This window comes from Thioclava sp. F36-7, from assembly GCF_002020075.1.
Lineage (GTDB): Bacteria > Pseudomonadota > Alphaproteobacteria > Rhodobacterales > Rhodobacteraceae > Thioclava > Thioclava sediminum.
This window is the reverse complement of sequence record NZ_MPZR01000006.1, coordinates 289,275-315,377: the sequence shown is the minus strand read 5'-3', so window position 1 is coordinate 315,377 and position 26,103 is coordinate 289,275. Positions and strand designations below refer to the sequence as shown.

23 protein-coding genes and 1 tRNA gene are annotated in these 26,103 nt (G+C 64.1%); 11 read left to right on the top strand and 13 right to left on the bottom strand.

Annotated features, from left to right (window positions below):
• Positions 1–71: 71 nt before the first annotated feature.
• The 3 genes from BMI89_RS13505 to BMI89_RS13495 all read right to left on the bottom strand — a co-directional run bounded on the left by BMI89_RS13505 (position 72) and on the right by BMI89_RS13495 (position 2,307).
• Complete coding sequence (locus BMI89_RS13505; RefSeq protein WP_078549204.1) at positions 72–371, bottom strand: DUF6522 family protein; 300 nt, start codon at positions 369–371, stop codon at positions 72–74.
• 12 nt (positions 372–383) lie between these two features.
• On the bottom strand, positions 384–803 hold the full coding sequence (locus tag BMI89_RS13500) for an Rrf2 family transcriptional regulator (protein ID WP_078523320.1): 420 nt from the start codon (positions 801–803) through the stop codon (positions 384–386).
• A 538-nt stretch (positions 804–1,341) separates the two neighbouring features.
• On the bottom strand, positions 1,342–2,307 hold the full coding sequence (locus BMI89_RS13495) for a calcium/sodium antiporter (RefSeq protein ID WP_078571303.1): 966 nt from the start codon (positions 2,305–2,307) through the stop codon (positions 1,342–1,344).
• Between the two features lie 780 nt (positions 2,308–3,087).
• On the opposite strand from BMI89_RS13495, the gene BMI89_RS20870 reads away from it, so the two are divergent.
• A tRNA-OTHER gene (locus BMI89_RS20870) sits at positions 3,088–3,217 on the top strand.
• 342 nt (positions 3,218–3,559) lie between these two features.
• Here BMI89_RS20870 and dhaL read toward each other — a convergent pair.
• Complete coding sequence (dhaL, locus tag BMI89_RS13485) at positions 3,560–5,302, bottom strand: dihydroxyacetone kinase subunit DhaL (protein WP_078571302.1); 1,743 nt, start codon at positions 5,300–5,302, stop codon at positions 3,560–3,562.
• A 1-nt stretch (position 5,303) separates the two neighbouring features.
• Entirely contained in the window at positions 5,304–6,122 is an 819-nt protein-coding gene (locus tag BMI89_RS13480; protein ID WP_078571300.1) for a TIM barrel protein, read from the bottom strand.
• 227 nt (positions 6,123–6,349) lie between these two features.
• Between BMI89_RS13480 and BMI89_RS13475 the strand changes: the two genes are divergently transcribed.
• The 6 genes from BMI89_RS13475 to BMI89_RS13450 all read left to right on the top strand — a co-directional run bounded on the left by BMI89_RS13475 (position 6,350) and on the right by BMI89_RS13450 (position 11,976).
• The gene (locus BMI89_RS13475; RefSeq protein WP_078571298.1) at positions 6,350–7,201 is read left to right on the top strand and encodes a transketolase; all 852 of its coding nucleotides are present in this window, start codon (positions 6,350–6,352) and stop codon (positions 7,199–7,201) included.
• The gene (locus BMI89_RS13470; protein WP_078571297.1) at positions 7,198–8,226 is read left to right on the top strand and encodes a transketolase family protein; all 1,029 of its coding nucleotides are present in this window, start codon (positions 7,198–7,200) and stop codon (positions 8,224–8,226) included. The genes BMI89_RS13475 and BMI89_RS13470 overlap by 4 nt, the downstream gene beginning before the upstream one ends.
• A 33-nt stretch (positions 8,227–8,259) precedes the next feature.
• Positions 8,260–9,015 carry a glucose 1-dehydrogenase gene (locus BMI89_RS13465; protein WP_078571295.1) on the top strand — a complete coding sequence of 252 codons (756 nt, stop codon included), beginning with the start codon at positions 8,260–8,262 and terminating at the stop codon, positions 9,013–9,015.
• Between the two features lie 143 nt (positions 9,016–9,158).
• Positions 9,159–10,133, top strand: a complete 975-nt coding sequence (locus tag BMI89_RS13460; protein WP_078571293.1) for a TRAP transporter substrate-binding protein — start codon at positions 9,159–9,161, stop codon at positions 10,131–10,133.
• A gap of 50 nt (positions 10,134–10,183) precedes the next feature.
• Positions 10,184–10,708 carry a TRAP transporter small permease subunit gene (locus BMI89_RS13455; protein WP_232621666.1) on the top strand — a complete coding sequence of 175 codons (525 nt, stop codon included), beginning with the start codon at positions 10,184–10,186 and terminating at the stop codon, positions 10,706–10,708.
• Between the two features lie 11 nt (positions 10,709–10,719).
• The gene (locus BMI89_RS13450) at positions 10,720–11,976 is read left to right on the top strand and encodes a TRAP transporter large permease (RefSeq protein WP_078571292.1); all 1,257 of its coding nucleotides are present in this window, start codon (positions 10,720–10,722) and stop codon (positions 11,974–11,976) included.
• 56 nt (positions 11,977–12,032) lie between these two features.
• Here the strand turns inward: BMI89_RS13450 and BMI89_RS13445 are convergent, their stop codons facing one another.
• The 6 genes from BMI89_RS13445 to BMI89_RS13420 form a co-directional block, all read right to left on the bottom strand.
• Positions 12,033–13,022 (bottom strand): LysR family transcriptional regulator, encoded by a 990-nt coding sequence (locus BMI89_RS13445; protein WP_078571290.1) that lies wholly within the window; start codon positions 13,020–13,022, stop codon positions 12,033–12,035.
• A 212-nt stretch (positions 13,023–13,234) separates the two neighbouring features.
• Positions 13,235–14,002, bottom strand: coding sequence for a DeoR/GlpR family DNA-binding transcription regulator (locus BMI89_RS13440; RefSeq protein WP_078571289.1), 768 nt, complete (start codon positions 14,000–14,002; stop codon positions 13,235–13,237).
• Between the two features lie 22 nt (positions 14,003–14,024).
• The gene (locus BMI89_RS13435) at positions 14,025–14,960 is read right to left on the bottom strand and encodes a sugar-binding transcriptional regulator (protein WP_078521221.1); all 936 of its coding nucleotides are present in this window, start codon (positions 14,958–14,960) and stop codon (positions 14,025–14,027) included.
• A gap of 95 nt (positions 14,961–15,055) precedes the next feature.
• Entirely contained in the window at positions 15,056–15,988 is a 933-nt protein-coding gene (locus BMI89_RS13430; protein WP_078542356.1) for a TIM barrel protein, read from the bottom strand.
• A complete protein-coding gene (locus BMI89_RS13425; protein WP_078571287.1) occupies positions 15,988–17,496 on the bottom strand; it encodes a glycerol-3-phosphate dehydrogenase in 1,509 nt (502 codons plus the stop codon). The genes BMI89_RS13430 and BMI89_RS13425 overlap by 1 nt, the downstream gene beginning before the upstream one ends.
• A gap of 1 nt (position 17,497) precedes the next feature.
• Positions 17,498–19,099, bottom strand: coding sequence for an FGGY-family carbohydrate kinase (locus BMI89_RS13420; RefSeq protein ID WP_078571286.1), 1,602 nt, complete (start codon positions 19,097–19,099; stop codon positions 17,498–17,500).
• A gap of 529 nt (positions 19,100–19,628) precedes the next feature.
• On the opposite strand from BMI89_RS13420, the gene BMI89_RS13415 reads away from it, so the two are divergent.
• The 4 genes from BMI89_RS13415 (at position 19,629) to BMI89_RS13400 (ending at position 23,906) form a co-directional block, all read left to right on the top strand.
• Positions 19,629–20,270 (top strand): DUF2291 domain-containing protein, encoded by a 642-nt coding sequence (locus BMI89_RS13415; RefSeq protein WP_078571284.1) that lies wholly within the window; start codon positions 19,629–19,631, stop codon positions 20,268–20,270.
• The gene (locus BMI89_RS13410; RefSeq protein ID WP_078571283.1) at positions 20,267–21,817 is read left to right on the top strand and encodes a sugar ABC transporter ATP-binding protein; all 1,551 of its coding nucleotides are present in this window, start codon (positions 20,267–20,269) and stop codon (positions 21,815–21,817) included. Before BMI89_RS13415 ends, BMI89_RS13410 begins: the two co-directional genes overlap by 4 nt.
• Before the next feature lie 11 nt (positions 21,818–21,828).
• Positions 21,829–22,863: an ABC transporter permease gene (locus BMI89_RS13405; RefSeq protein WP_078521234.1), complete on the top strand. Its 1,035-nt coding sequence runs from the start codon at positions 21,829–21,831 to the stop codon at positions 22,861–22,863.
• A gap of 92 nt (positions 22,864–22,955) precedes the next feature.
• Positions 22,956–23,906 (top strand): D-ribose ABC transporter substrate-binding protein, encoded by a 951-nt coding sequence (locus BMI89_RS13400; RefSeq protein ID WP_078571281.1) that lies wholly within the window; start codon positions 22,956–22,958, stop codon positions 23,904–23,906.
• A gap of 161 nt (positions 23,907–24,067) precedes the next feature.
• Here BMI89_RS13400 and fba read toward each other — a convergent pair whose 3' ends face one another.
• Together fba and BMI89_RS13390 are read right to left on the bottom strand one after the other, a co-directional pair.
• Positions 24,068–25,099, bottom strand: a complete 1,032-nt coding sequence (gene fba / locus BMI89_RS13395) for a class II fructose-bisphosphate aldolase (RefSeq protein ID WP_078571280.1) — start codon at positions 25,097–25,099, stop codon at positions 24,068–24,070.
• Between the two features lie 3 nt (positions 25,100–25,102).
• Positions 25,103–26,071 (bottom strand): class 1 fructose-bisphosphatase, encoded by a 969-nt coding sequence (locus tag BMI89_RS13390; protein ID WP_078571278.1) that lies wholly within the window; start codon positions 26,069–26,071, stop codon positions 25,103–25,105.
• Between the last annotated feature and the right edge of the window lie 32 nt (positions 26,072–26,103).

Sequence of the window (26,103 nt, the reverse complement as noted above, 5' to 3'; positions counted from 1 at the left end):
CAACAAGAAGCGGAGCTTGCGGGGGAGGGAGGGGCAGATCGTCGTGCTTCTTTCCCGCGGGAAATTGCTGGTCAGGACTTCGAATGTGTCGTCTCGAGGTCGCGCGGAGCCGCAACGGGTGCGTGTGAGGGAAAGGTGCCGCGTGACAGGATCGTGCCGTTCTCATCGACAACGAGGCGTAGAGCGCGACCGCCAAAGTAGAAGGTCAGCCGCCATCGGCCGGCGTCGTCGTCGACACCGGCCTCGCATCTGCTTGTGACCTCGCCGTCGCGGAGTTTCGCGAGAACATCGGCTGGTGGGAGGCCGAAGACGCGTCCAACGAGTTCTGCGTCGACCGTGAAACCGTCAGTGGTGAAAGACACGTTACGCATCGCTATCTCCTTTCAGACCGCAGATGGAACAGTGGCCGGCAAGGCGATGTCTGCCAGCGTCGAACGATCGAGTTCTGCCAAAAACGCGGTCTCTGCGGCGCGGAGTCTGCCCTTCAGGCCGCAGACGGGGGTAATGCAGCACGCGCCGTCAGGAGAGAAACATTCGACAATGGCCTGGTCCTGCTCGAGAAGCCGCACGAGGTCTCCCAGAACGATCTCGTGGGCGGGACGGCCGAGCATTGCGCCGCCACCGGTCCCGCGCCGCGTGGTCACGAAGCCGTGCCGGGCCAGGCGCTGAATGACTTTATTCAGGTGGTGGCGAGAGATACCGAACTCTTCGGCGATCTCGGCTGTCGAGAAGGCACGCTCCGGCGCGCTGGCCATCCGCATCAGCGCTCGGAGTCCGAAATCTGTGAAACTGGTCAGGCGCATATGGTGCCTCCAACAAACAAGCATCAGAAATGCTTGTTATAGATTTAGCCACGATCACGCAATGATCTTCGCGTTAGGTCGGTCATATTGAGGCGCGATCCTCGGTTCCGTAGTTCTAACCCGCGCGAATTGCGAACAAGCCTGCGCGGCAGGAGATGTCCAGCTTGCCATCGGCGCGCTTGCGGCAGGTGATCACGCTGGAGGGGGCGATGCCGAGCTCGGCCGCGATTGCCTCGGATTTGCGATCAGAGGGGATGGCGAGGCAGACGGCGCGCTCGCGGTCGCCGAGCACCGTGAGTGGGGCCGGGACGCCGGTGTCGAGGGCGCGCTCGAAATGCAGCAGGGCGAGCCGCGCGGCCAGTCTGGCGAGGTCTGGATCGCAGACGTCGTCCTCCGCCTCGACCGTCTAGAAGCTGACGAAGAGACGCAATGTCTCGCTCACGTCGAGCACCGTCGTCGTCGCCTTGAAGCGCGGCCGTTGACCGGGCGCTCTCTGTTCCAATGCCTTGGATGAACGAACGCCCCGCTGTTAGAAAAGCTAGCTGGCAATACCGTTGGAAAACAAGAGCACCATATATGCGGCATAGGCGGCCAACATCAGCGCACCCCACACGCGACCAATCTTCTTAGTAGCGAACAGCAAGCCCAGCAGTATGAGAGACGACGCCAGCATGACTGGGGTATCGATCTCGCGGAAGCGCGTGCTGATTTCGATCGGCTGGATCACCACCGTGACGCCGAGGATCGCGAGGATGTTGAAGATATTCGAGCCGATAACGTTGCCGAGCACCACATCGGGGTGGCGCCGGATCGCCGCGACGATACTGGTGGCGAGTTCGGGCAGCGACGTTCCGATGGCCACGAGCGATAGACCGATTACCGCGTCGGGCACCCCGAACTCGCGGGCGATGTTTACTGCCCCTTCGACCAGTAAGTCCGCTCCGAACACCAGAGCGGCAATGCCAACAATAACCAAGAGCGGCGCAAGCCAAGGTCGCGGTAGCGGAATGTCTTCGAACTCCTCAGCTTCATGTTGAAATGCCGTTGCCCGGCGGTTGCGTCTTTCCAACCAGTAGCTGGAAGAGAGGTAACCCGTGAGGACGAGAAGCATTGCGATGCCTTCGATCCGAGTGATGATTTCACCCTGAGCAAGAGCGTAGGTCGCCAGCGAAACAAGTGTTGCGACCAGCGCCTCGCGCACAGCTGTTCGCGCCCAGCCGAGGATCGGTGTGATAACTGCTGCCACGCCGACAATGAGCAGAATGTTCGCGATGTTCGAGCCTACGACGTTACCCAAAGCAATCTCAGGCGCGCCGTCTATGGCTGCGTTCACGGAAACAAGCAGTTCCGGTGTCGACGTGCCGAAACCGACAATGATCAGACCGATTAGAAGCTTAGATATGCCGAGGCGCTCGGCAATTGCGACCGAGCCACGCACGAGCCCTTCGCCGCCGACAAAAAGGAGAACAAGGCCGGCAGCCACGAGGAGGAGGTCATGCAACATTTCTATTTCTGTCCAATAGTTGGACTCGCCTAAGAAGACGCATCGGCATGACTTAGTGCGCCGGATATAGGAAAAGAATAGGGAGGCCGCACGCTCAGGCGCGGACCGGTCGGTATTCCGCCAAAGTGCCTTTAACCGGCAGTCTGTCTTTCGACTATTTCTGAGCTTGGCCTCCTCGTCAGCTCTTTCAGAAAACACTCCCAACGTGGGCCGACAATCGTGGTTCTCGGAACGCGTAACTCGGACATGTTGATACAAGTCGGAGCCGCCCCGAAATTCGGACACTGAAATAAGCTACGATTTGCGGTCTGCTGATCTTCGCCGAGAAGGGGGGCAGAGATGTCGAATCGCACGCAGCACGCGACCGAGTTCAGTGCAAAGGTCGCGCTGGAAGCCTGAAGGGTGAAGAGACAGCGGCCGAGCTGGCGAGCCGGTTCGGGGTGCATCTGACGATGACCCATCAATTGAAACGGGCCCTGCTCGAAGGCGCGTCCGATGTGTTCGAGCGCGGGGAGCGCACTGGAGAGCGGATCAAAGTTGGGTCGGACTCTAATCGATGGTGGAGGAAAATCCCCATGGCAGGTCAAGCCTAACGAAATTTCGCTTTGGGCCGATTGCGTCAGTGAACCCATCTCTTCTTAACACACGCCCCGACGGGGTAAGTTTCCAAGGTCGACAGCGCCATTGAATTCGGGGCATACCGAGATGTTGCTGGACCGACTTCAGCTCCTCTGTGTACAGGGAGACGGTGGTGTAGCGCGGGCTGATTGATCGTTTACGGGCGTCCAGTTAACTCATTGAAATTGCGTGACTACCAAGCAGCATAGTTTACAAATAAAACCAATAAAATCAATGATGCCGACGGATTGCAAATCCGTGTACACCGGTTCGATTCCGGTACTCGCCTCCACTATTCAGCCGAAATTCGGAACACTGCATTGCAGGTTGGTTTCCAGAACCGACCCCGGTTTCCGGGTTTTCCGGCTGACATTCCAGATACCCAATCGTAGCCTAGCGCCGCAGCAGAAGCGGACTGGAATGAGGCGAAAAACGCCGCGATCATAGCGGATTGCTTCGCCATGATCGCAGACGATGTTTCGGAAAAGCGCGCTCCGCGCCCCGGTTGCGACGATCTCGCCCACGAGACCATAGGGGGTGATGTGACACTCACAAACGGGACCAACTCAAGCCAGACGCTCGGACATTCAACGCGATGACGGGCGGGGCGCCTTTGAGAGCGCCCCGATCATGATCAATCGCGCAGGGCCTCGGTCATCGCGACCAGCATGACATGGGCCGAGGCCGCGCCCGGGTCCATGTGCCCGACAGAGCGTTCCCCCAGTTTGGCCGACCGGCCCCGGCGGCTTTCGATTTCAGCGGTGTAGTCGCGACCGTTTTTTGCGCCGGCGCAGGCCGCCTCGAGGCAGGCGATCACGTCACCGCCCGATTGCAGGGTCTCGCGCGCTTTCGCCACCGCCGGAACCCATGCGTCGATCATCGTCTTGTCGCCGACTTGTGCACCGCCGCGCGACTGGATGCCTGCGCAGATCCCTTCGATCCACGCGACCATCGCACCGGCATCGAGGTTGAGCCGATCGGACACAGCCTCGCCCGCCTTACGGAAAGCCGTCGCATAAAGCGGTCCGGAAGACGCCCCGACCGCGTCGAGAAACGCCTTGGCCATGCGCGCGCAGGTCTCGGACACGGTTTCATCCGTCGGGTCTCTCAGTTCCTTGCGCACCGCGGTCCAGCCGATGTCCATCGTGACGCCGTGATCGCCATCCCCGATGACCCCGTCGAGCTCCGACAGCCAGTCGCGGTTCGCGTGGATCGCATCTGCAATCGCCAGCATCGTCTGGCGGAACCGCTCGGGGGTGACGGGGCCGTCGATAGCAAGGTCAGACCGCTCGATCCCGCTTGTGCTGGAGGCGGCGGCATGAGTGCGGCGGGTGCGCTTGCCCACCGGCTCAAGGCTTCCGGCGACCGTGAGCGCAGGCGTCCGGCACGGCATATCGAGCAGCGTCTTGAGGTCGTCGTCCAGCTTGAGCAGCGTGACCGAAGCCCCGGCCATTTCCAGAGAGGTGCAGTATTCTCCGACCCAGCTGTGGTGGATTTTCACGTCGCGCTCGCCAAGGATCTGCGCGATCCGGCGGTGCAGGATGTAAAGCTCCAGCGGCCCGGTTGCGCCCAGTCCGTTGACCAGCACTGCGACCTCGTCACCCTTGCCCAGCTCCATGTCGGTCAGGATAGCCTGCATCAGCTCGTCGCTGACCGCATCGGCGCTTTCCAAGTGACCGCGACGCATGCCCGGTTCACCATGGATCCCCATGCCGATTTCCATCTCGCGCGGGCCAAGGTCGAAATTGAGCTTGCCGGTCTGGGGCAAGGAGCACGCACTCAGCGCGACGCCCATCGAGCGGCAATTGTCATTGGCGTGCTGTGCTGCGGCATAGCAAGCTTCGAGATCGCGACCGGCCTCTGCTGCGGCGCCCGCGATCTTGAAGACGAAGAAATCCCCGGCGATGCCGCGTCTTTCTTTCTCCCGGCCCTTGGGCGCCGAGGCCACGTCATCGGTCACCTGAACCGAGCGGGCGGGAATACCCATCCCCTCGCATTCCTCGGCGGCCATGTCGAAATTCATGACGTCGCCGGTGTAATTCCCATAGAGGAACATCACCCCCGCGCCCCCCTCCACCGCGCGCGCGGCATCCATGATGTGCTCGGGCGAGGGCGAGGCAAACACGTTGCCGACCGCCGCCGCATCCGCCAGGCCGCGCCCAACATAGCCCGCAAAGGCCGGTTCGTGCCCCGAACCGCCACCGATGATGATCCCGACCTTGCCGTCGCGCGGGCCGTCCTTTGCCACGACGGCGCGGCGCGTGGCGCCCTCGACGGTCAGCAGGTCGGGATGGGCGGAAAGCATTCCTTCGATCGCCTCGGGGATAATGTCCTCGGGCGCGTTCATCAGTTTCTTGGTGCGAATATCGTCGGTCATCTCAGCGCCCCTCGGTAAAAGTTTTCGCGGCTGCGGTCGTCTGCTCGATCCACGGCTGTTCCTTGGCGATCGCCGCTTCCAGGCCGTCGCTCTCCAGCATCAGCCAATGTTCGAGGATCACGCTCATGTCGGCGGGGCAATGCGCCAGCTGGTCGAGGGTCCACGCGATCGGCGCGCGGCCCGTGCCCAAGGGCACGCCATGAATGCGGAAGCCGACGCCATAGGGGTCGGGCGTGATCTCGTAATCCTTCAGGTGCAGGTTGATCGTCCACGGCGCCAAGAGGCTGATCGTCTCTTCGGGCCACTCGTTTGCACAGATCGAATTCGCCACGTCGAGACAGACCCCGAGGTGATCGTCGCCGACCGCCTCAAGCAGCTCGACCATACGCGGGCTGGGATAGTTGAAGTGGTTCTCGATCGCGATTTTCATGCCTGCGGCACGCGCACGATCGACCCGCGGGCGCAGCTGCTCGGCCAGCTCGGCCACCGGCATGTGGCTGTCTTCGGCATCGAGGGCCACGCGCACGATCTTTGAGTGAAGGCGCTGGCCGATCTCGATATAGCGGTCGACTTCATCGGCATCGAAACATTGCGTCCCAAGCTCGAGTTGCAGGCCCTTTTGTTGGGCGATCTCGTAGAGCTTGTGATGATCGTCCGCAGTGTAACGATCCAGCGGCATGTTGTCCGCATATTGCACGACCTCAAGTCCGAGCGCTTCAGCACGATCCAGAAGGTCGAATGCCGTCAGTGGCTTAGAGGGTATCTGATCCTTGATCCCGATGGACCAGCGATAGGCGTAACTGCCCAAACCCAGTTTCATGATGTCCTCCCGTAGTCATGCTCCGCACACGACCTCCTCAGTGTAGCGCGCAGAGCTTCCCCAACAGGAGTAGCGGGGAAACCACCGCTCGGACATCAAAACCAGCCGGGAAGTTGTGAAGAAATACTAACAACGAGTTTAAGTTTCCTTTCTTTTTTTGGAGCGCTCCTCGCGGCAGTGTTCGGGGCAGGATGCGGCTGATGGAGGATCGCCGCAGGGGAGGAACCATGCCAGAACTTACCGCAAATCTGCGGTCGAACGTCTCGTTGGCGCGCCGCGCCTGGGGCATCCGTCGCAAAGCCCTCCAGATGGGCGAAGTCCAGGGACAGGGCTATGTCGGTCAGGCGCTTGGTGTGGCGGACGTTCTCGCGACCTCTTATTTCCACGCATTGAACCTGCGCGCCGACGATCCCGAATGGGAGGGGCGCGACCGTTTCCTGCTGTCGATCGGCCACTATGCGATCGCGCTCTATGCCGCGCTGATCGAGGCGGGCATCCTGCCCGAGGACGAGATCGGCACTTACGGGATGGACGACTCGCGCATGCCGATGTCGGGCATGGCCTCTTACACGCCGGGGATGGAGATCACCGGCGGCAGCCTCGGCCATGGGCTGGGCATCGCGGTCGGCATGGCGCTCGGGCTGAAGGCGAAGGGCGGCGATCAGTTCGTCTACAACCTGATGTCCGACGGCGAACTGGGCGAAGGCTCGACTTGGGAGGCCGTGATGTCGGCAACCCAGCATCGGCTGAGCAACCTGATCTGCATCGTGGATTTCAACAACCAGCAGGCCGACGGTCCGACCCGTGACGCGCTCGCCGTCGGGGCCGAGGCACCGAAATGGGAGGCCTTTGGCTGGCACGCGCAGGAAGTCGACGGCAATGACCTCGATGCGCTGGTCGCGGCCTTTGACGCTGCCCGCACCTGCCCCGAGCCAAAGCCCCGCGTGATCATCTGCAATACCAAGATGTGCAAGGGCGTGCCGTTTCTCGAAGAGCGCGAGATCACCCATTTCGTCCGCGTCGAGCCTGATGAGTGGACGCGCGCACTGGATATTCTAGACGCAGAGGTGCCCGCATGACCGCCGCAGCCCGCGCCCGCAAATACGAACCCCGCCGCGTGCCCGAAACGAAGGTCGCGACAAGCGCGATGATCGCTTCGCTGGCAGCGGAAGGCTATGACACCGTCGCCGCCCCCTTCGGGCATGCGCTGGTCGAGGCCGCGAAGGATGATCCCCGCATCGTCGGCCTGACGGCGGATCTCGCGAAATACACCGATCTGCACGTCTTCGCGCAGGCTTATCCCGACCGGTTCTATCAGATGGGTATGGCCGAGCAGCTTCTGATGTCGGCGGCGGCAGGGATGGCGCATGAGGGCTTCATTCCTTTCGCGACGACCTATTCGGTCTTCGCCTCGCGCCGGGCCTATGACTTCATCTGCATGGCGATCGCGGAGGAGAACCTGCCGGTCAAGATCGTCTGCGGTCTGCCGGGCCTGACCACGGGTTACGGACCCAGCCATCAGGCGACCGAGGATCTCGCGATCTTCCGCGGGCTGCCCAACCTGACCATTCTCGATCCCTGTGACGCGACCGACGTTGCGCAGATGGTGCCTGCGATGATCGCCCATGATGGGCCGGTCTATGCCCGGCTTCTGCGGGGCAAGGTGCCTTCGGTGATCACCCGCTATCGCCCCGACTACCAGTTCGAACTGGGCCGCGCGCAGATGATCCGCGAAGGGCGCGACGTTCTGGTGGTCTCCTCGGGGATCATGACCATGCGCGCGCTCGATGCGGCGGAGTTGCTGGCCAAGGACGGGATCGACGTCGCGGTTCTGCACTGCCCGACGATCAAGCCGCTCGATACCGAGACGATCCTCGCGGAGGCAGGCAAGGGCCGACTTCTCGTCACCGCCGAGAACCACTCCGAAGTGGGCGGCCTTGGCGAAGCGGTTGCCCGCTCGCTCCTGCGCGCAGGGGTGACGCCGTCTTTCCGCCAGATCGCGCTGCCCGATGAATTTCTCGAAGCGGGCGCGCTGCCCACGCTTCATGACCTCTATGGCCTGAGCACCGCGAAGGTCGCCCAACAGATCCGCGGCTGGCTCTGAGCGCCGCGTCAACGACACGAAGAAAGGAACACAATGGGACTTCTGGACGGTAAATTTGCCATCGTGACCGGGGCGGCCAGCCCCCGCGGGCTCGGCAAGGCGACGGCGACGCTTTTCGCGCAGCATGGCGCGACCGTGGCGATCCTCGACCTCGACGCGGATCAGGCCGCTGCCGCTGCCGCCGATCTGCCCGGCGAGGGACATGTTGGCCTCGCGTGTAACGTCGTCGACAAGGCTGCCTGTCAGGCCGCCGCGGACGAGCTGATCGCAAAATGGGGCGCGGTGGATATCCTCGTGAACAACGCGGGCATCACCCAGCCGCTTAAGCTCATGGACATCATGCCGGAGAATTACGACGCGGTGACCGATGTGAGCCTGCGTGGTACGCTCTACATGACGCAGGCGCTGACGCCGCATTTCCGCGAGCGCAAGACCGGTTCGATCGTGAACCTGTCATCGGTTTCCGCGCAGCGCGGCGGTGGCATCTTCGGTGGCCCGCACTATTCGGCCGCGAAGGCGGGCGTGCTGGGGCTGACCAAGGCCTCGGCGCGCGAGCTTGCCCCCGACGGCGTGCGCGTGAACGCGCTCTGCCCGGGCTTCATCGCCACCGACATCACCGCAGGCAAGCTGACCGAAGAGATGCGCACGCAAGTCCTCGCCGGAATTCCGATGGGACGCGCGGGCACGGCCGAGGATGTCGCTGGCTGCGCGCTGTTCCTTGCCTCTGACCTTTCGGCCTACTGCACCGGCACCGAAGTCGACGTGAATGGCGGCTCGCTCATTCACTAGGCCGACCGAATAACGCCTGTTCGCGGTTGTGCCTGACCGCAAGGCAACTAATCTCCGGCCCGCAGTGAGGTGGGCCGGATGAAGCCGGAGCCAATCCGGCGGGACGGTGAGGAGACCGTCCGAACCAATCGGGAGAGAGACCAATGAAATCTATGTTGACCATCGCACTTCTCGGCGCGACGGCCCTTGCAGGGGCCTCTACGGCGCAGGCTGACGAAGTGATCTTCGCGCATGGTGCGAACCCTGGAAACCCGCGCTACATCGCGGCGGAAAAATGGGCTGAAATCTTTACCCAGTGCACCGACGGCAAGGATACGGTGAACGTCGCGGCCTCGGCCACGATGGGCGACGACTCTGAGATGCTGACCTCGACCGCGGCAGGCGTGATTCAGGTCACGGCCAACAGCCAGGGGCCGATGGCGCAGATCGTGCCGCAGATCGGCCTGCTGGGCCTGCCCTTCCTGTTCAAGGATCTGCCGACGGCATGGAAAGTGCTCGATGGGCCGGTGGGCGACTCGCTTGACGCGGACGCACAGAAAGCCGGGCTCAAGATCCTCGGCTTCTGGGATAACGGCATTCGCAACATCACCACGGTCAACAAGTTCGTCAAAGAGCCTGCCGACCTCAAGGGCCTCAAGATCCGCACCCCCCCGGATCAGATGACGATCGACATCTTCGACGCGCTCGGCGCATCGCCCGCGCCGCTGGCGTGGTCCGAGCTGCCCTCGGCGCTGCAATCGGGCGTGTTCGACGGTCAGGAAAACCCGCTGACCAACATCAACTCGGCCAAGCTGCAGGAGATCACGCCCTACATCACGATGACCGGGCACAAGTATGAAAGCACCCCGGTCGTGGCCAGCCTGTCGTGGTGGGAAGGCCTTGATAAGGCGACGCAGGATTGCGCGCTCAAGGCGACCTCGGAAGCGGGCGCGATGGAGCGTGACATGTCGCTCAAGGCAGACAAGGAGCTGATGCCGAAGATGGAGGCAGACGGCGCCAAGTTCGCTGAGGCGGACCGCGCGGCTTATATCGAGGCAACCAAGTCGGTCTATGACAAATACGCCAAGGACTACCCCGATACGGTCGCCGAACTCAAAAAGGCTGCGGGGCTGGAATGATCGACTCTGACCGCAGCGACGCCGCGGGATCAGGCGAAGGGAGGGGGCGTATGCGCCCCTTCCTGCGCCTCGCGCAAGGCGTGATCGACCTGCTGGAATGGTCGGGAAAGCTGATCGCTGCGGGCACGCTTTCGGTGCTGTTCGTGGCGCTTTTGACAAACGTGATCCTGCGCTACGGGGCCGGCAAGGGCATCCCGTGGGCCTATGAAATTCACGCTATCCTGCTGCCGTGGTTGGTCGCGGGCGGCATCGTCATCGCCACCGCGCGCTCGCGCAACATCGCGATCACCCTGCTGCCGGAGTTGGCCGGGGCCCGGGTTCGGCGCGCCTTCATGCTGTTTGTCGAAGCCGCGATCATCGTGATCTCGATCTCGGTCCTCTGGTCCAGCCAGCCGATCCTGCGCGCCTCGACCTTCCAGACGCTGTCCACGCTCGGGGTCAAGGCGATCTGGGGCTATTCCAGCATGGTCTATTCATTCGGAGCGATGGCCATCATCGCCGCGCTCGACATCGTGTTGCTGCTGGGGGGCAAGTCCGTGATGGATGACGATCCCGCCCATGCAAGCTTGAGCTGAGGAGACCCGCAATGGCCGGTGTCATGATCTTCGTCTTCTTCGTGCTGCTCGCGCTTGCCGTGCCGGTGGCACATGCGATGCTGGGCGGCGTCGCCGCTGCGCTGTGGCTCGACCACAAGCCGCTGGCGGTCATCGTGCAGCGTCTCTACACGCCCACCCAAAGCTTTCCGATGCTGGCGGTGCCGTTCTTCATCCTCGCCGGCAACCTGATGATGGCGGGGCGGTTCGGCACCTATCTGGTGAATATCGCGCGTCTGGTCGTGGGCAATTTCAAGGGCGGCCTGGGACAGGTCTCGATCCTCGGATCGGTGATGTTCGGCGGTGTCTCGGGGTCTGCCGTGGCCGATGCGACGGCGATGGGCAACGCGCTTATCCCGGTGCAGAAAGCCGAGGGCTATCCGGGCGGTTTCTCGGGGGCGATCAACTCTGCCTCGTCGACCGTCTCGGTCCTGATCCCGCCGTCTATCCCGCTCATTCTGTACGGGCTGGTCTCGGGAACCTCGATCATCAACCTCTTCGTCGCGGGCATCCTGCCCGGGGTGATGCTGGGTGTGGGCATGTTCATCGCCGTCGCGATCGTGGCGCGCCGCCGCAATCTGCCGCGCTCGCCGCTGGAAGGAGGCTTTGCCGCCTTCCGCAGCCAGATCTTCAGCGCGATCCCGGCCCTGCTGATGCCCGTCTTCGTGATCGGCACCCTGCGCTTCGGCGTGGCGACCCCGACCGAGGTCAGCGTGATGGCGGTCGCCTATGCCCTACTGGTCAGCGGTGTCATCTACCGTGACATCAACCCGAAATCCCTGTGGGAAGCGGTGGTCGACACGGCGATGATGACCGGCGCAGTCATGTTCATCATCATGGCATCCTCCACGATCCAGTGGCTGCTGACTGCAGAGCGCGTGCCGCAAGAGCTCGCCGCATGGGTGGCTGCGACCATTCAGGAGCGCTGGCTGGTGATCCTCGCGCTGAACGTGGTGATGTTGATCGTGGGCGCGTTCCTCGATCTGCCCGCAGCGGTGCTGCTGCTTGGGCCGCTCTTCGTGACGATTGGGCATACGATCGGTCTCGATCCGGTGCAGCTTGGCCTGATGATGGTCGTGAACCTGTCGATCGGTCTTTATACGCCACCGGTGGGAACCACGCTGTTCATCTCAGCCGCGATCGCACGGGTTGGCGTGATGGAGGTGGTGCGTTCGCTGGCGCCCTTCTACCTCGTGGCGATCCTCGTGCTGGCGCTGATCTCCTACGTACCGGCGCTGACGATCTACTGACCCGGATCCAGCATCCGCATCCATTGCGCGCGCCTTGGCGACAGGGCGCGCGTATTTCATTCGGGCAGGTATTCTTCCCCCGGAAGCTGTCGCCCACGCTGCTCGCGGATGCGGCAGCCCAAGCCAGTGATCAGCGCCGAGGCGCGCGCATCATGAGCGGCGCCCTCCTCCCGCATCCAGTCCGAGAAGATCCGCACGATCCGACGGCTGGTATGGCGCGCCGGAGAGACGAGCCAGTAGGCAGGGAAACGGATCGCCTCGAACGCGGTCGACAGCGGGACAAGGGCGCCACGCTCCAGCTCGTTCAGCGCAAGCGTCGTGCTTTCCAGAACGACCCCAGCCCCGTCAGTCGCCAACTGAATTGCCATCGACGAGCGGTCGAACCGCATCGGGTAGATCATCCGCTCTCCCATGATGCCGTGCCGCGCCAGCCAGAAATCCCAGCGGTAATGCGTCTTCACGGAGTCGATCAGTCGCGCCTGTCGCAACTGCCCGATCGGATCGTCGGACAGCGCGCGCAACTCTTCCAGATAGCCGGGCGAGCACATCGGCAGCACGAGATCATGGACCACCGGTTCTTCATGCAGGCCGGTCCAGCCGCCTTCGCCATAGCGCAGGTCCAGATCGACGACCTCCGTCTCGAAGTCGGAGAAATCGGGCGCAGCGTCGATCCGCATGTCCCAGTTCGGCGCAAGCTCGAGAAACGACTTGAGCCGCGGAGAGAGCCAGCGCACTGCGAAAGAGGGCGACACCCGCAGGATGAAATGGCGCGTCTCGCGCTGGCGCTGGATCGCGGAGCGCACGTCGCGCATCATCCGGAATGCCTGCGTCGTCGTCTGGAACAGCCGCTCGCCATCCAGTGTCAGTGACAGTCGCCGCTTCTCCCGTTTGAACAGGCGAACGCCCATTTGCTGCTCGAACTGCCGGATCTGTTGGCTGACGGCGGAAGGCGACACGCCCAGCTCCTCGGCCGCCTTCGATATGCCGCCGAGCCGAGCGACGGCCTCGAAGTGATTCATCGCGTTGAGATTGATGTCTTTGAGCATGTCCTGCGCCTTGGAAATACGACCGTGCCGGATGCGATTGCGCGCAAATCGTGTGGCAGAAGCCGTCACGGATGCTGCCCGGCATCGCGTCAAGTCTTTCCATAATCTTTAATAGCAGATGCAAACCCTGTGAAGCGCTGCTTCAATTCACTGCGCTTTGCCGATGGCGCAACCGACCCGCTGTCGTGACAAAGGGCGGAAACAGAGGCGCCCTACCCGCTTTTCGCGACTTTGAGTGCGGCCCCTGTGGCTTCGATCTGCGCCCGGGCTGCTTCCGACGGTTCGGCATCGGTGATGACCGCCGCGAATTCCGAGAAGTCGGCCAAGACGTGCAGCGCCGTCCGGTCGAAACGCAGATGGTTGATCAGCAGCACGGATTGCGCCGCGGCGTCCATCATGCCCCGCTTCGCGCGCGTGATGTCATCGTCCATGTGATAGACGCGCCCATCCCCCGCCGCCGGCGTCGAGATGAAGGCCAGATCGGCGCGCAGCGTCGCGAGCGCGCCTTCCGTGACCCGACCGATCCATGCGTTGTATTTCGCCGAATAGCGCCCGCCGAGCGCGATGACCGTCATCCCCGGCTCGGCTTTCAGCGCCTCCATCACCGCGTCGTTGTTGGTGATCACCGTCAGCGGGCGCTTCTCGGGCAACAGGCTGCCCAACACGGACGCGGTCGAGCCATCGTTGACCATCACGGTCATCCCCGGCTCCACCCATTCGAGCGCGGCGCGGGCCATCCGCTCCTTCAGGTCATGGCCCTGCAACTGACGGAACCGGAAATCGCTCTCGAATTGCGAGCCGGGCTCGATCGTGGCGCCGCCCCGGATTTTGCGCAGCAGCCCTTCGGTTTCGAGATCGTCGAGATCGCGGTGGATCGTCATCTTCGAGACCCCGAACCGTTCGGCCAACTCGTCAAGTTGCACCGCCCCATCGCGCACCAGCGCGTCGAGGATGCTCTGCCTCCGGTCGTCTCGTTTCATCAGGGTCGTCCTTTGCGTGCCGTCAGCTCAGTAGCGCGCGCGCGGTCCGCTCGTCTGTGATCAGCCCGGCAACCCTGCCAGACCGCAGAACCGCCCGGATCGCTTCGACCTTGTCCGGCCCGCCCGCGATGGCGACGATATCTTCTTCGCGCTCGGGATCGTAGCCCACTGCGAGCGTTCGGGCGGAAAGCGTGGTTTCTACAACATTGCCGGAGGCATCGAAGAAATCGCCCAGCATCTCGCCCTGCGCGCCCGCCGCTGCAATCGCCTCGATCTCACCCGGTTCGATCATCCCCGACGAGACCAGCTGAGCATCAGCCGTCGCGGTGCCGATACCGACGATCTTGAGCGTCGCGGACTGCGCCATGCGGAAGACCTCATCGACGCCGCGCTGCGACAGCAGCACCTCGCGGTCCTCGACCGTATTGGCGAAGAACGGCACCGGCATGACATAGGCGCGCGCGCCGGTCTTTTCGGCGATGCGATGCATCACGTCATGCGGGTTGGCCGCGAAATTACGAGTCAGCCCGCCCAGCAGCGACACGAAATGCAGCCCCTTGGCATCGGTGCGCGGCAATTGCCGGGTCACTTCGGCCAAGGTACGGCCGTGCCCCAGCCCGATGATCGAATGTTCGCCCGCTTCGAACTGACGCTTGAGATAGGCCGCGCCCGCCAGTGCCAATGCGCGCAGCGGCAAGCCCTCTTCGCCGATATCCGGCGCGACTTCGCAGAGCTTGAGGTCGTAGGTCTCGAACAGCCGCGTCTCCAGCTCGACGCATTCGACGATATCGCCCTCGATCGACACTTTCACCCTACCGTCGGCCACCGCCTTGGCGATCAGCCGGTGGGCCTTGACCGACGGCAGACCGAGCCGCTTGGCGACCTTGGCCTGCGTGAGCCCGCCCACGTAGTGCATCCACGCTGCGCGGATGGCGAGTGTTTCATCGGTGTCGTTCATGCTGTCCTTCGGCTCGGGCCGCGCAAGATCGTTGCGCGGCGTTATTGATAAGGCTCAGGCGAGGCCTAGGGAAGCCCCGCCGCGTTGCCCGGACCTCAGACCTTGAGGTCGGAGGCTCCGGTGTCGATATGCGGCGCCCAGAATGCGACGCTTTCGGCGATCTGCGGGATCACCTCGCGGTCGTTGGGCTCGCGCTCCTTGAAGGACAGCTCGAGGCAGATCTCATTGTCGGCCGCGCCACCCTCGGCAAAGGCCTTGAGCAGCGGCTCGGGCTGGATGCGGCCGCGCGCGTTGAACTCCGCCGTGAAGGGCCGATGCCCGCCCTTGTCCATCAGGCTTTGCTTGATGTGGATGATCGGAGAAACCTTCGGCACGGCCCGCGCCCAGGCATAAGGGTCGAAGTCGTCCGGGTTCTCGGAGGTCACGTCGCCATGGTCGATATCGGCCATCATCCACATCGGGATCGCCATATTCGCCGCGGTCAGCCGGTCCTGCAGCGCCATGCATTCGGAGATGGTCTCGCCGAATTCGCGCGCCACGCTCATCGGCTCCCAGAAGACATAGTCCAGCCCGGCGGCTTTGCCGTGCTCGGCCACTTCGGCCCAGCAGTCGATGGCGATCCGGATCATCTCCTCGCGCTTGGCCGGGTCGTCCTGCTCGCGATAGGTCAGAATGGCGAATTGCGTGCCCACCGACGTGCCGCCGAGATCGGCGGTGATGTCCGCGAAGGTCTTGAACCAGTCGACATAATAGCGCCGCACGTCGCGGTCGGGATGGCCGAAATGGTTCAGCCGCCCGTAGGGCCCCGTCATCCCAGAGGTCACACGCACCCCGGTCCGCGACAGCGCCGCGCTCATCTGCCGCGTCAGACGTCGGATCACCGGCGCGGGCCAGGACGGGTTGATGAACTCATGCGTCAGCTGCAGATCGCGGATTCGCAGATCGCGGGCGACGCAATCGATCAGGTCATCCGGATCGGCGAAGCGGTTCACCAGCGGATTGGTGTTCAAAGACAGCGTCAGTCCCATCAGGCAGCCACCGCATGCGCCGTGTCGAACCATTCGGCGAAGGCCGCAATCTCGGCCTCGGACATGGTCAGCCGGTGCTTGGTGCGCCGCCAGAGGATATCCTCCGCCGTGGCCGCCCATTCATTCTCGACCAGCCACGTCACCTCGGCCTCATAAAGATGCCCGCCGAAGTGACGGCCCAGACCTTTGGGGTCATTGGCCGTGCCCACGATCCGATGCGTGAGCGTCCCGTAGCGGCGCCCGTAATATTCGCGCAAATCCCGGGACATCCACGGATATTCGGCCTTCAACGTCTCGCGGAACGCGTCGTAATCCGCCCCGGGCATGTCACCGCCCGGCAGCGCCGCCTCTTCGGTCCAGTCGCCGCCCATCTTCGGGAAGACGTGGCGAATCTCGTGCATGCCCCGTTCGGCCAGCTCGCGGAAAGTGGTGATCTTGCCGCCGAAGATGTTCAGGAGCGGCGCGCCGCCGGTCTCGTCGAGATCGAAGACATAGTCGCGGGTCACCGCCGAAGGGTTGCCCTTGCCGTCGTCGAAGAGCGGTCGCACGCCTGAGAAGGTCTCGAGAATATCCTCTCGCCGCAACTTCTCCTTGAAGTAGCGGTTCACGCAGTCGAGCAGGTAGGTGATCTCGCCGTCATCGATCGAGACATCCTCGGCCCGGCCTTCATAGGCGATATCGGTCGTCCCGATCAGCGCCTTGTCGCCCTCATAGGCGTTGATGAAGATCACCCGCTTGTCGGTATTCTGCACGAGGTAGCTATGCGGCCCCTCCCAGAATTTCGGCACGATGATATGGCTGCCTTTGACCAGCCGGACATTGCGCGTCGAATTGGCGCCTGCAACCCGGGTCAGCACGTCGGTCACCCAAGGACCGGCGGCATTCACCAGACATTTGGCGAGGAATTCGCGCTTTTCTCCGGTCAAGGTGTTCTGCGTCACCACCCGCCATTTGCCGTCCTCGCGCCGCGCGCTGATCGCGGGCGAGCGGGTCATCACGATGGCCCCGCGCTGCGCCGCATCGAGCGCGTTCAGCGTCACCAGACGCGCATCGTCGACCCAGCAATCGGAATATTCGAAGCCGCGCGTATATTTGTCGAGGAGCGGCGCGCCCTCGGGATCGCGAAGCAGGTCGAGCGTGCGCGTCCCCGGCAGCTTCTTGCGCCCGCCGAGATGGTCGTAGAGGAACAGCCCCAGCCGCACGAGCCAGGCCGGGCGATCCTGCGGCGAATGGGGCAGCACGAAGCGCAGCGGCCAGATGATATGCGGCGCGGCATTCATCAGCACCTCGCGTTCGATCAGCGCCTCGCGCACGAGCCGGAACTCGTAATATTCGAGGTAACGCAGCCCGCCATGCACCAGCTTGCCCGAGCGCGACGACGTGCCCTCGGCGAGGTCGTCCTTTTCGCACAGCGCCACCTTGAGGCCACGGCCCGCCGCGTCGCGCGCGAAGCCCGCGCCGTTGATGCCGCCTCCGATGACGAAAAGATCCAGTTCCTGCGTGCTCATGTCACGATCCTCCTTGCGCGGTGCGCGGCGCATCGATTTCGGGGGTGGTCCGCCGGTCGCGATGATCTGCGAGCCGGTCCCAGACCGGTTCGAGCGCCTCGCGGGCTTCGGCATAGGCGGGGTAAAGGTCTGCATAGGTGGTCTGAAGCGCCGGGTCCGGCGCTTCGGCCTCACCCAGAAGCGGCGTGACCCATTCGGCGACGCAGCTTTCCATATTCGGGTAGGCGCCGATTGCGACGGCGGCCATCATGGCGCAGCCAGCAGCCCCGGCCTCCTCGCGCGCCGACACCCGCACGGGGGCACCGACAGACGCGGCAAGAATTCCGCGCAACGCGCCGGAGCGCGCAGCGCCGCCGGTCAGTCGCAACTCGCGCGGCAACTCTCCCATCGCGCCATAGCAATCGCGCGCGGCCATGCCGAGGCTTTCGACGACGGCGCGGATCATGTCCGGGAAACGGTGACCTGCCGAGAGGCCGATAAATCCGGCGCGGGCATTGGCGTTGACCATCGGGCCGCGCTCGCCCGCCTCGGAGACATAGGGTTGATAGAGCAGCGCGCCCGGTTCGGATCGGGCCAGCCAGCCGTCTATCCGCGCCACCAGATTGGCGTAGTCATGCGGATGGCCGGTCTCGCTCATCAGGTCGGCCGCGACGCGCAGCGCCCAGTCGATGTTCAGCGTGGCGGCCATATTGGTCTGCACCTGCGTGACCATGCCCTCTGCAGGAAGGCAGATCACATAGCCCGAGCGCCCGTTCAGCGTTACGTCCTCGTCGCGCACCGCGCGCATATGCACCCCGGTCGAGCCGATGGTGGAACACGCCGCCCCCGGCGTGCCGGTATGCACGCCCGCACCGAGCGCGGTCATCACCATATCCACGTAGCCAAGGCTGACGGGCGTGCCAGCCAGCAGGCCCGTCGCCTCGGCGGCCGCGTTGCTCAGCGGATGGGTATCGCGGCTGCCGTCAAGGATCGGCGGCAAAAGATGGCTGCGGCCGCGCAATTCCAGCGCCTCGATCACGAGGTCGGAATAGCTGCGGGTGCGGAAATCGCCGAAGGTGAAGCTCGCCTCGGAGGGATCGGTCGCGCGGACGCCCGTGAGGTTCAGATAGAGCCAGTCCTTGCAATGCAGCGCCACCTCGGCGCGGTCCAGAAGCTCGGGGCAATGGCGATCCATATGCGCCATCTGCGCGCCTTGCTGGCAGGTGTTGAGCGCGGTGCCCGTGGCGCGGAAGCGAGCCGCGTCGCGGCCGTGCCCGGCCAGCCTGCGGGTGGTCTCCGCCGCCCGCGCATCGAGCCAGAGCCAGGCATCACCGACCGGGCGATCGCCCTGCCCTACGAGCCACGTCCCGTCGCCCTGCGCGGTCACCGCCAGCGCGGCGGTGCGGCGGGCCAGCCCGTCGACCCGCCCGCCAAGGCTGCGCAGCGCGCTTGCGCAGTCGGCCCATGTCCGGTCCATGTTCTGAGTTGCGGCTCCGTTCGGGCCGCTGTCGTAGCGGTTCGGCACGGCCGCCGCCGCGATCTGCCGACCCGACAGATCGAAGGCCACGGCCTTGATGACGGAGGTCCCCGCATCGATGCCGATAATGATGTCGCGATCAGCCATGCTGCACCGTTTCGGGACGCAGATGGCGAGCCACGCAAGGCGCTTGTGCCATGCGACCTCCTCCCTTGATTTGCGACCGCGGCCCCTCCAGCCAATGCGGTCTTCTCGGGGACAAATCTGCCCTCGAGACGCGTCAAGCATACCCAAGCCCGACCACATGTCGAGTGTATTTTTTTTCTTTCTTTGTAATTTTTTTCAGGTATGGTGATCAGCACGAACCGAACGCCACTGCCTGCCAAACGGAGGAAAAGGCTGGCAAATTCAGTGGATTCGGCGAGTGGCAGGCGGAACGGGCATCGGCACGATTCGTCTTGCGAAACGGGAGGATGGCGGTCTGCACCTTGGATAGGCCGCGCGAGATCTCAGCCGCGACACGCACCCTGACGACGCCGCCCGCGCGGCGCGCGACAGGTGCTGGTCTCAAGCGCGCCGGGATCGAGCGAGCCGGTGTCTTTTGGCGCCCGGGTCAACATCTCCCGACACAGGATCAACAGGCCCCGCCGGGGCCCGAGGGGAGGAGCGACAGGCCATGAATGCCACCGATATTTCCATGAAACCGCGTATCGGCCGGCGGGGCGTCATTGTCGGCGCCGTGGCGCTGTGCACCCTCGTCGCGATCGGGCTCGACACCACCGTCGTCACCATCGGCTCCGAGCAGGACACCCGCGTCGACGGGTTCTCGCCCGATGCCTACGGCACCAAGGAATTCCCCCGCATCCGCGACGATGTGAGCAAGCGCGCCGTCGACGCCAAGACGCTCGCCGCCGCACTGGCCGAGGACAAATCCGCAGCCGCCAAGAAATACGGCACCGGCGGCGCGATGCCTGTGCTGCCCGTGCGCGTGACCGGCACCGTCGGCGAAGGCAAATCGGGCATTTACGATATCAATGTCGATGGGCTCGACAACGTGCGCATCCGCGTCCAGACCGGCCCCGCGATCAACGGCACCGACCTGCGCGACGCCCCCGGCGACATCTCCTTCGGCGCCTTCAAGAACCAGATCGAATACCAGGATGCGGGCGCGGGCATTAACCGCGCGATGAAGGCCGAGGTGCTCGACGGGATCGACACCTCCAACCTGACCGGCAAGACGGTGACCGTCACCGGTGCCTTCAAGCTGATCAATCCGAAAATGTGGCTGATCACGCCGGTCGAGGTGAAAGTCCAATGACCGTGCAGCAAAGCATCCGCCCCGAGGCGCCGCGAGGGACCGGCGAGGTCGTCATGTCGGCCCGCCACGTCGCCAAGCATTACGGTGCGGTGAAAGCGCTCAAGGGCGTGAATTTCGACATCCATCGCGGTCAGGTGACGACGCTGTTCGGCGAGAACGGCGCGGGCAAATCGACGCTGATGAAGATCCTTGCCGGCATCGTGACGCCAACCTCGGGGCAGATTCTGCTCGACGGCGAACCGGTGACCTTCAACGGCGCGAATGACGCGCTGGCGCAGGGCATCTCGATCATCCACCAGGAACTCGCGCTCGCGCCGAACCTGAACGTGCGCGACAACATCTTCATGGGGCGCGAAATCCGCACCCGCCGCGGCGTCGATTTCGCCGAGGAAGAGCGGGTCACCCGCGCGCTGATGGAAGAGCTGGAAGAAGAGATCGACCCCCTCACCCCGGTGGAGGAATTGCGTCTCGGGCAGCAGCAGATCGTCGAGATCGCGCGCGCCCTTCAGGCCAAAAGCCGCATCCTGATCATGGACGAGCCGACCTCGGCGCTGTCGGCCTCGGAAGTGGAAGTGCTGTTCAAGGTGATCAACGACCTCACCGCGAAGGGCGTCAGCATCGTCTATATCTCGCACCACCTCGAAGAGGCGCTGGAAGTGACCGATCACGCGGTGGTGCTGCGCGATGGCGAAATGACCGCCTACGCGCCACGCAACGAGATCGACCTCGAATGGATCGTGCGCAACATGGTCGGCGAAGGGTTCGACCTCGGCACGCCTCCCGACAGCAAGATGGGCGAGCCCTCGCTGATCGTCGAAGATCTCTGCGTCCCCGACCCGTCGGGTCACGGGCTGGTGGTCGACCACATGAGCCTGAGCGTGCGCGCAGGCGAGATCGTCTGCATCTACGGGCTGATGGGCGCCGGGCGCACCGAAATGATGGAATGCGCCGCCGGGCGTCTGCGCGCGAAAAGCGGCGCGGTGAAGCTGCACGGGCGCGACATCTCGCACATGTCGATCGCCGAGCGCATCGAGGCCGGGCTGGTGCTCGTCCCCGAGGATCGGCAGCGCGACGGGCTCGTGCAGACGATGACCGTGGGTCAGAACCTGTCGCTCTCCTCGATCGGCGCCTTCACGCGCGGGCTGTTCACCAGTCGCAAGGACGAGCGCAAGGTGATCGACGACTCGATCCGCGAAGTGACCGTGAAAACCGATGGCGGCGGCGCGATGATCGGCTCGCTCTCGGGCGGCAACCAACAAAAGGTGGTCATCGGCAAGATGCTCGCCACCCGGCCCGAGGTCATCCTGCTCGACGAACCGTCGCGCGGCATCGACATCGGCGCGAAGGCCGAGGTCTTCAAGCTGCTCGCGCGCACCGCGCAGGAGCGTGGGCTGGCCGTACTCTATTCGACCTCGGAAGTCGGCGAATGCCTGAGCATCGCCCACCGGATCATCGTGATGAACAGAGGCCGGATCGCGGCCGAGTTCGATCACACCGCAACCAAAGAGCAGATCATGGCCGCCTCTGGCGAAGCCGTGCACCACTAAGGGAGGCCAACATGGCGGACGTTACGAATTCCAAGCCCGGATCGGGCGGCATGGGCCTGAACATCGGCAAGATCCTTCTGGAGGGCCGCGCATTCTTCGCCCTCGTCGCGATCATCGCCGTCTTCTCGATCCTGTCTCCGGTCTATTTCAGTATCGGCAACTTCCTGATCATGTCGTCGCATGTCGCGATCTTCGGGCTGCTGGCGATCGGCATGCTGCTGGTGATCCTGAACGGCGGCATCGACCTGTCCGTGGGCTCGACGCTGGGTCTGGCCGGGGTCGTCGCGGGCTACCTGATGCAGGGGGTCGAGATACCGGCCGCCGGTGTCGTGCTCTACCCGCCGGTCTGGGCCGTGGTGGTGCTGACGATTTGTCTGGGCGCCTTCGTGGGCCTGATCAATGGCGTGCTCATCGCGTTCTTCAACGTGCCCGCCTTCGTGGCGACGCTGGGGATGCTCTATGTGGCGCGCGGTGTCGCGCTGCTAATGACCAACGGCCTCACCTATAACAACCTTGGCGGCGCGGAAGCTCTGGGCAATACCGGCTTCGACTGGCTCGGCTTCAACCGCATCGCGGGGGTGCCGATCGGGGTGATCGTGCTGGCGCTGGTCGCGCTGACGGTCGGCCTCGTGCTGGCGCGCACCGCCTTCGGCCGCTGGCTCTACGCCTCGGGCGGCAACGAGCGCGCAGCGGAACTCTCCGGCGTGCCGACGCGCAGCGTGAAAATCTCGGTCTACGTGCTATCGGGCATCTGTGCCGCCATCGCGGGCCTCGTGCTGTCGTCCCAGCTGACCTCGGCGGGCCCCACCGCAGGCACCACCTACGAACTGACCGCCATCGCGGCCGTCGTCATCGGCGGGGCCGCCCTGACCGGCGGGCGCGGCAACGTGCGCGGCACGATGCTGGGCGCCTTCGTCATCGGCTTTCTGAGCGACGGGCTCGTGATCATCGGCGTCTCTGCCTACTGGCAGACCGTCTTTACGGGCGCCGTGATCGTGCTCGCCGTGCTGCTCAACAGCCTGCAATACGGCCGCGCACGGCGCTGAGACTTCGAGGACGCGGGACAGGGAGGTCCCGCGCCCGAATACCCGCCGGACCTATCCGGCATCTACAACAACCCAACGGGAGGAAACCCAACATGAAATTCACCAGGCGCACCATTCTCGCGACCGTCGCAATGATGCCGTTGATGGCACAGGCCGCGATGGCTGACGGTCTGATCTCGATCATCGTCAACGATCCCTCGAACCCCTACTGGTACACCGAGGGCGAGGTCGCCAAGGCGACCGCCGAAGAGCTTGGCTATGACGCCAACGTCTCCGCCCACAAGGGTGACACCAACACCGAGAGCAACCTCGTCGACACCGCAATCACCAACAAGGCCAAGGCGATCATCCTTGACCCGGCGAACGCGGACGGTTCGGTCGGCGCCGTGAAGAAAGCGGTCGAAGCCGGTATCCCGGTCTTCATCGTCAACGCCGAGATCAACCAGTCGGGTCTCGCCAAGGCACAGCTGGTGTCGAACAACGCGCAGGGCGCAGCACTCGGCGCGATGAAATGGGTCGAGGCGATGGGCGAGAAAGGCTCCTATGTCGAGCTGTTCGGCGCCCCGTCGGATAACAACGCGCAGACCCGCTCGAACGGCTTCGAGACGGTGCTGAGCCAGTATCCCGACCTCGACAAGAAAGCGCAGGAAGTGGCTAACTGGGACCGCACGCAGGGCTATTCCAAAATGCAGTCGATGCTGCAGGCCAACCCGGACATCACCGGCGTGATCTCGGGCAACGACGAAATGGCGCTCGGTGCGATCGCCGCGCTCAAGGAAGCGGGCAAGCTCGACGGCATGGTCGTCGGCGGCTTCGACGGCTCGCCCGATGCGGTCGACGCGGTCAAGGCAGGCGAGATGACCTACACCGTGCTGCAGCCGGTCGCGATCTTCGCCGAGCAAGCCGTGCGTCAGGCCGATCACTTCATCCAGACCGGCGAGCTGGAAGTCTCGGAAGAGAAGCAACTCTTCGACTGCATGCTGATCGACTCGAGCAATGTCGACGCCTACACCGGCCCGTTCACCCTGGATCAATCCTCCTGATCCGGCGCAACGGGACACTGGGAAAGGGAGCCGCGCGGCCCCCTTTTTCGTTTTGACAGGCGCGTGGGGATTTCGGGGGCGTCACGTAGAACGCCACCTCGCAACGAAGAAAGGGCGCCCGCGCGGGCGCCCTTTTTCTGTGTTCTGCAGACGGGACACGCTTAGCGCGCCGCCATCACCTCCAGCGGCAGCGGCGTGATGCGCGAGGCGTGACCGGCGGTGCCAAACGCTTCGAACCGCGCCTTGCAAAGCTGCTGCATCAGCGCCTTGCCTTCGGTGAGGTATTTGCGCGGATCAAATTCGCCGGGCGTCTCGGAAAGGACTTTGCGCACGCCTGCCGTCATCGCCATGCGGTTGTCGGTGTCGATATTCACCTTGCGCACGCCCGAGCGGATGCCGCGCTGGATCTCCTCGACCGGCACGCCCCAGGTCGGGCGCATATCGCCGCCATAGCTGTTGATCATCTGCCGCAGATCCTCGGGGACGGAGGACGAGCCATGCATGACCAGATGCGTATTGGGCAGGCGACGGTTGATCTCTTCGATGACATTCATCGCGAGAATGTCGCCATCGGGCTGGCGGGTGAACTTGTAGGCGCCGTGGCTGGTGCCCATCGCGACCGCGAGCGCATCGACGCCGGTTTCACGCACGAAGCGTTCGGCTTCTTCGGGGTCGGTCAGCAGCTGCTCTTCCGAGAGCTTCTCGGTCGCACCGTGGCCGTCTTCCTGATCGCCCATGCCGGTCTCGAGCGAGCCGAGCACGCCCAGTTCACCCTCGACCGAGACACCGCAGGCATGCGCCATCTCGACCACGCGCGCGGTGATATCGCGGTTATAGGCGTAATCGGCGGGTGTCTTGCCATCGGCCAGCAGCGAGCCGTCCATCATCACCGAGGTGAAGCCATGCTGGATCGCGGTGGCGCAGGTGGCCAGATCGCTACCGTGATCGAGATGCATGCAGACCGGCACTTCGGGGAAGGTCTCGACCAGCCCGTCAATCAGCCGCGCCAGCAGGCGGTCCCCCGCATAGGCGCGTGCGCCCCGCGAGGCGGCAAGGATCACCGGCGCATCAGCCTCGCGCGCGGCGGTCATGATCGCGAGACCCATCTCCATGTTCGAGATATTGAACGCGGGCACGGCATAGCCGTTCTCCGCCGCGTGATCGAGCAACTGGCGCAGGGTGATGCGGGCCATAGGTCAGGTCTCCTCCGAAAGATATGTCTTGATGATGTCGACCTCTTCCGATGCGCCGAACACGAGCGGCACGTTCTGGTGCGGCGCCTCCGGCACGAGATCGAGGATACGCTTGGTGCCATCGGTGGCGTGCCCGCCCGCCGCTTCGATCAGGCAGGCGATCGGCACCGCCTCATAGGCCAGCCGCAGCCGCCCTTCGCGATAGCCTTCGCGCCGATCCGCCGGGTAAAGGAACGCGCCGCCCTTCAGCAGGATACGGTGCAGTTCACCGACCGCCGCCGCAAGCCAGCGCATGTTGAAATCGCGCCCGCGCGAACCATCCGCACCGGCGCGCAACTCGGCGGCCCAACGTTGCAGCCCCGGGCTCCAATGGCGCTCGTTCGAGGCGTTGTAAGCGATGGTCGACGCTTTGGCCGACAGCCGAACATCCTGCGCTGTCATGCGGAAATCCGTGCCGTCATAGGTCGCGATCTGCACCCCCTGCCCGGCCGTGAACCCGAAATCCAGAGAATGCCCGAAGGAGGCGTAGCCAGCCGCGATCGCCTCCGAGCCCGGACGCCGGAAATCGGCGGGACCGGTCGGATAGATCGCGAACAGCATCCCGAGCGGCGCGCCGATACCGATGGAGCCCGACCCGTCGATCGGATCGATCGCGAGATCGAATTGGCCCTCCGGATCGAGCAGCTCCACCTCTTCGGCCTCTTCCGACAGCATGTGCCGCACGCCCAGCCCGCCGAGCGCCGCAAGGATATGGTCATGCGCGCCCACATCGAGCGCCTTCTGCACATCGCCGCTTTCGTTCTGACCGCAGGACGCGGCCGGATCGCCGGGCAACCGGCCCGCCGCGAGCCGTTTCTCGATCGGGGGCAAGGCATCCGCCAGCGCGGTGATGATCTCTCCAAGCCCGCCAGCAGGCAGGCAGTCACGCAGGTACGCCGCCTGCGAGGGACGGTCGTTCGGCAAGGTCAGCATGTGGGAATTCCGTCAGTGAGTTGGGACCGGGC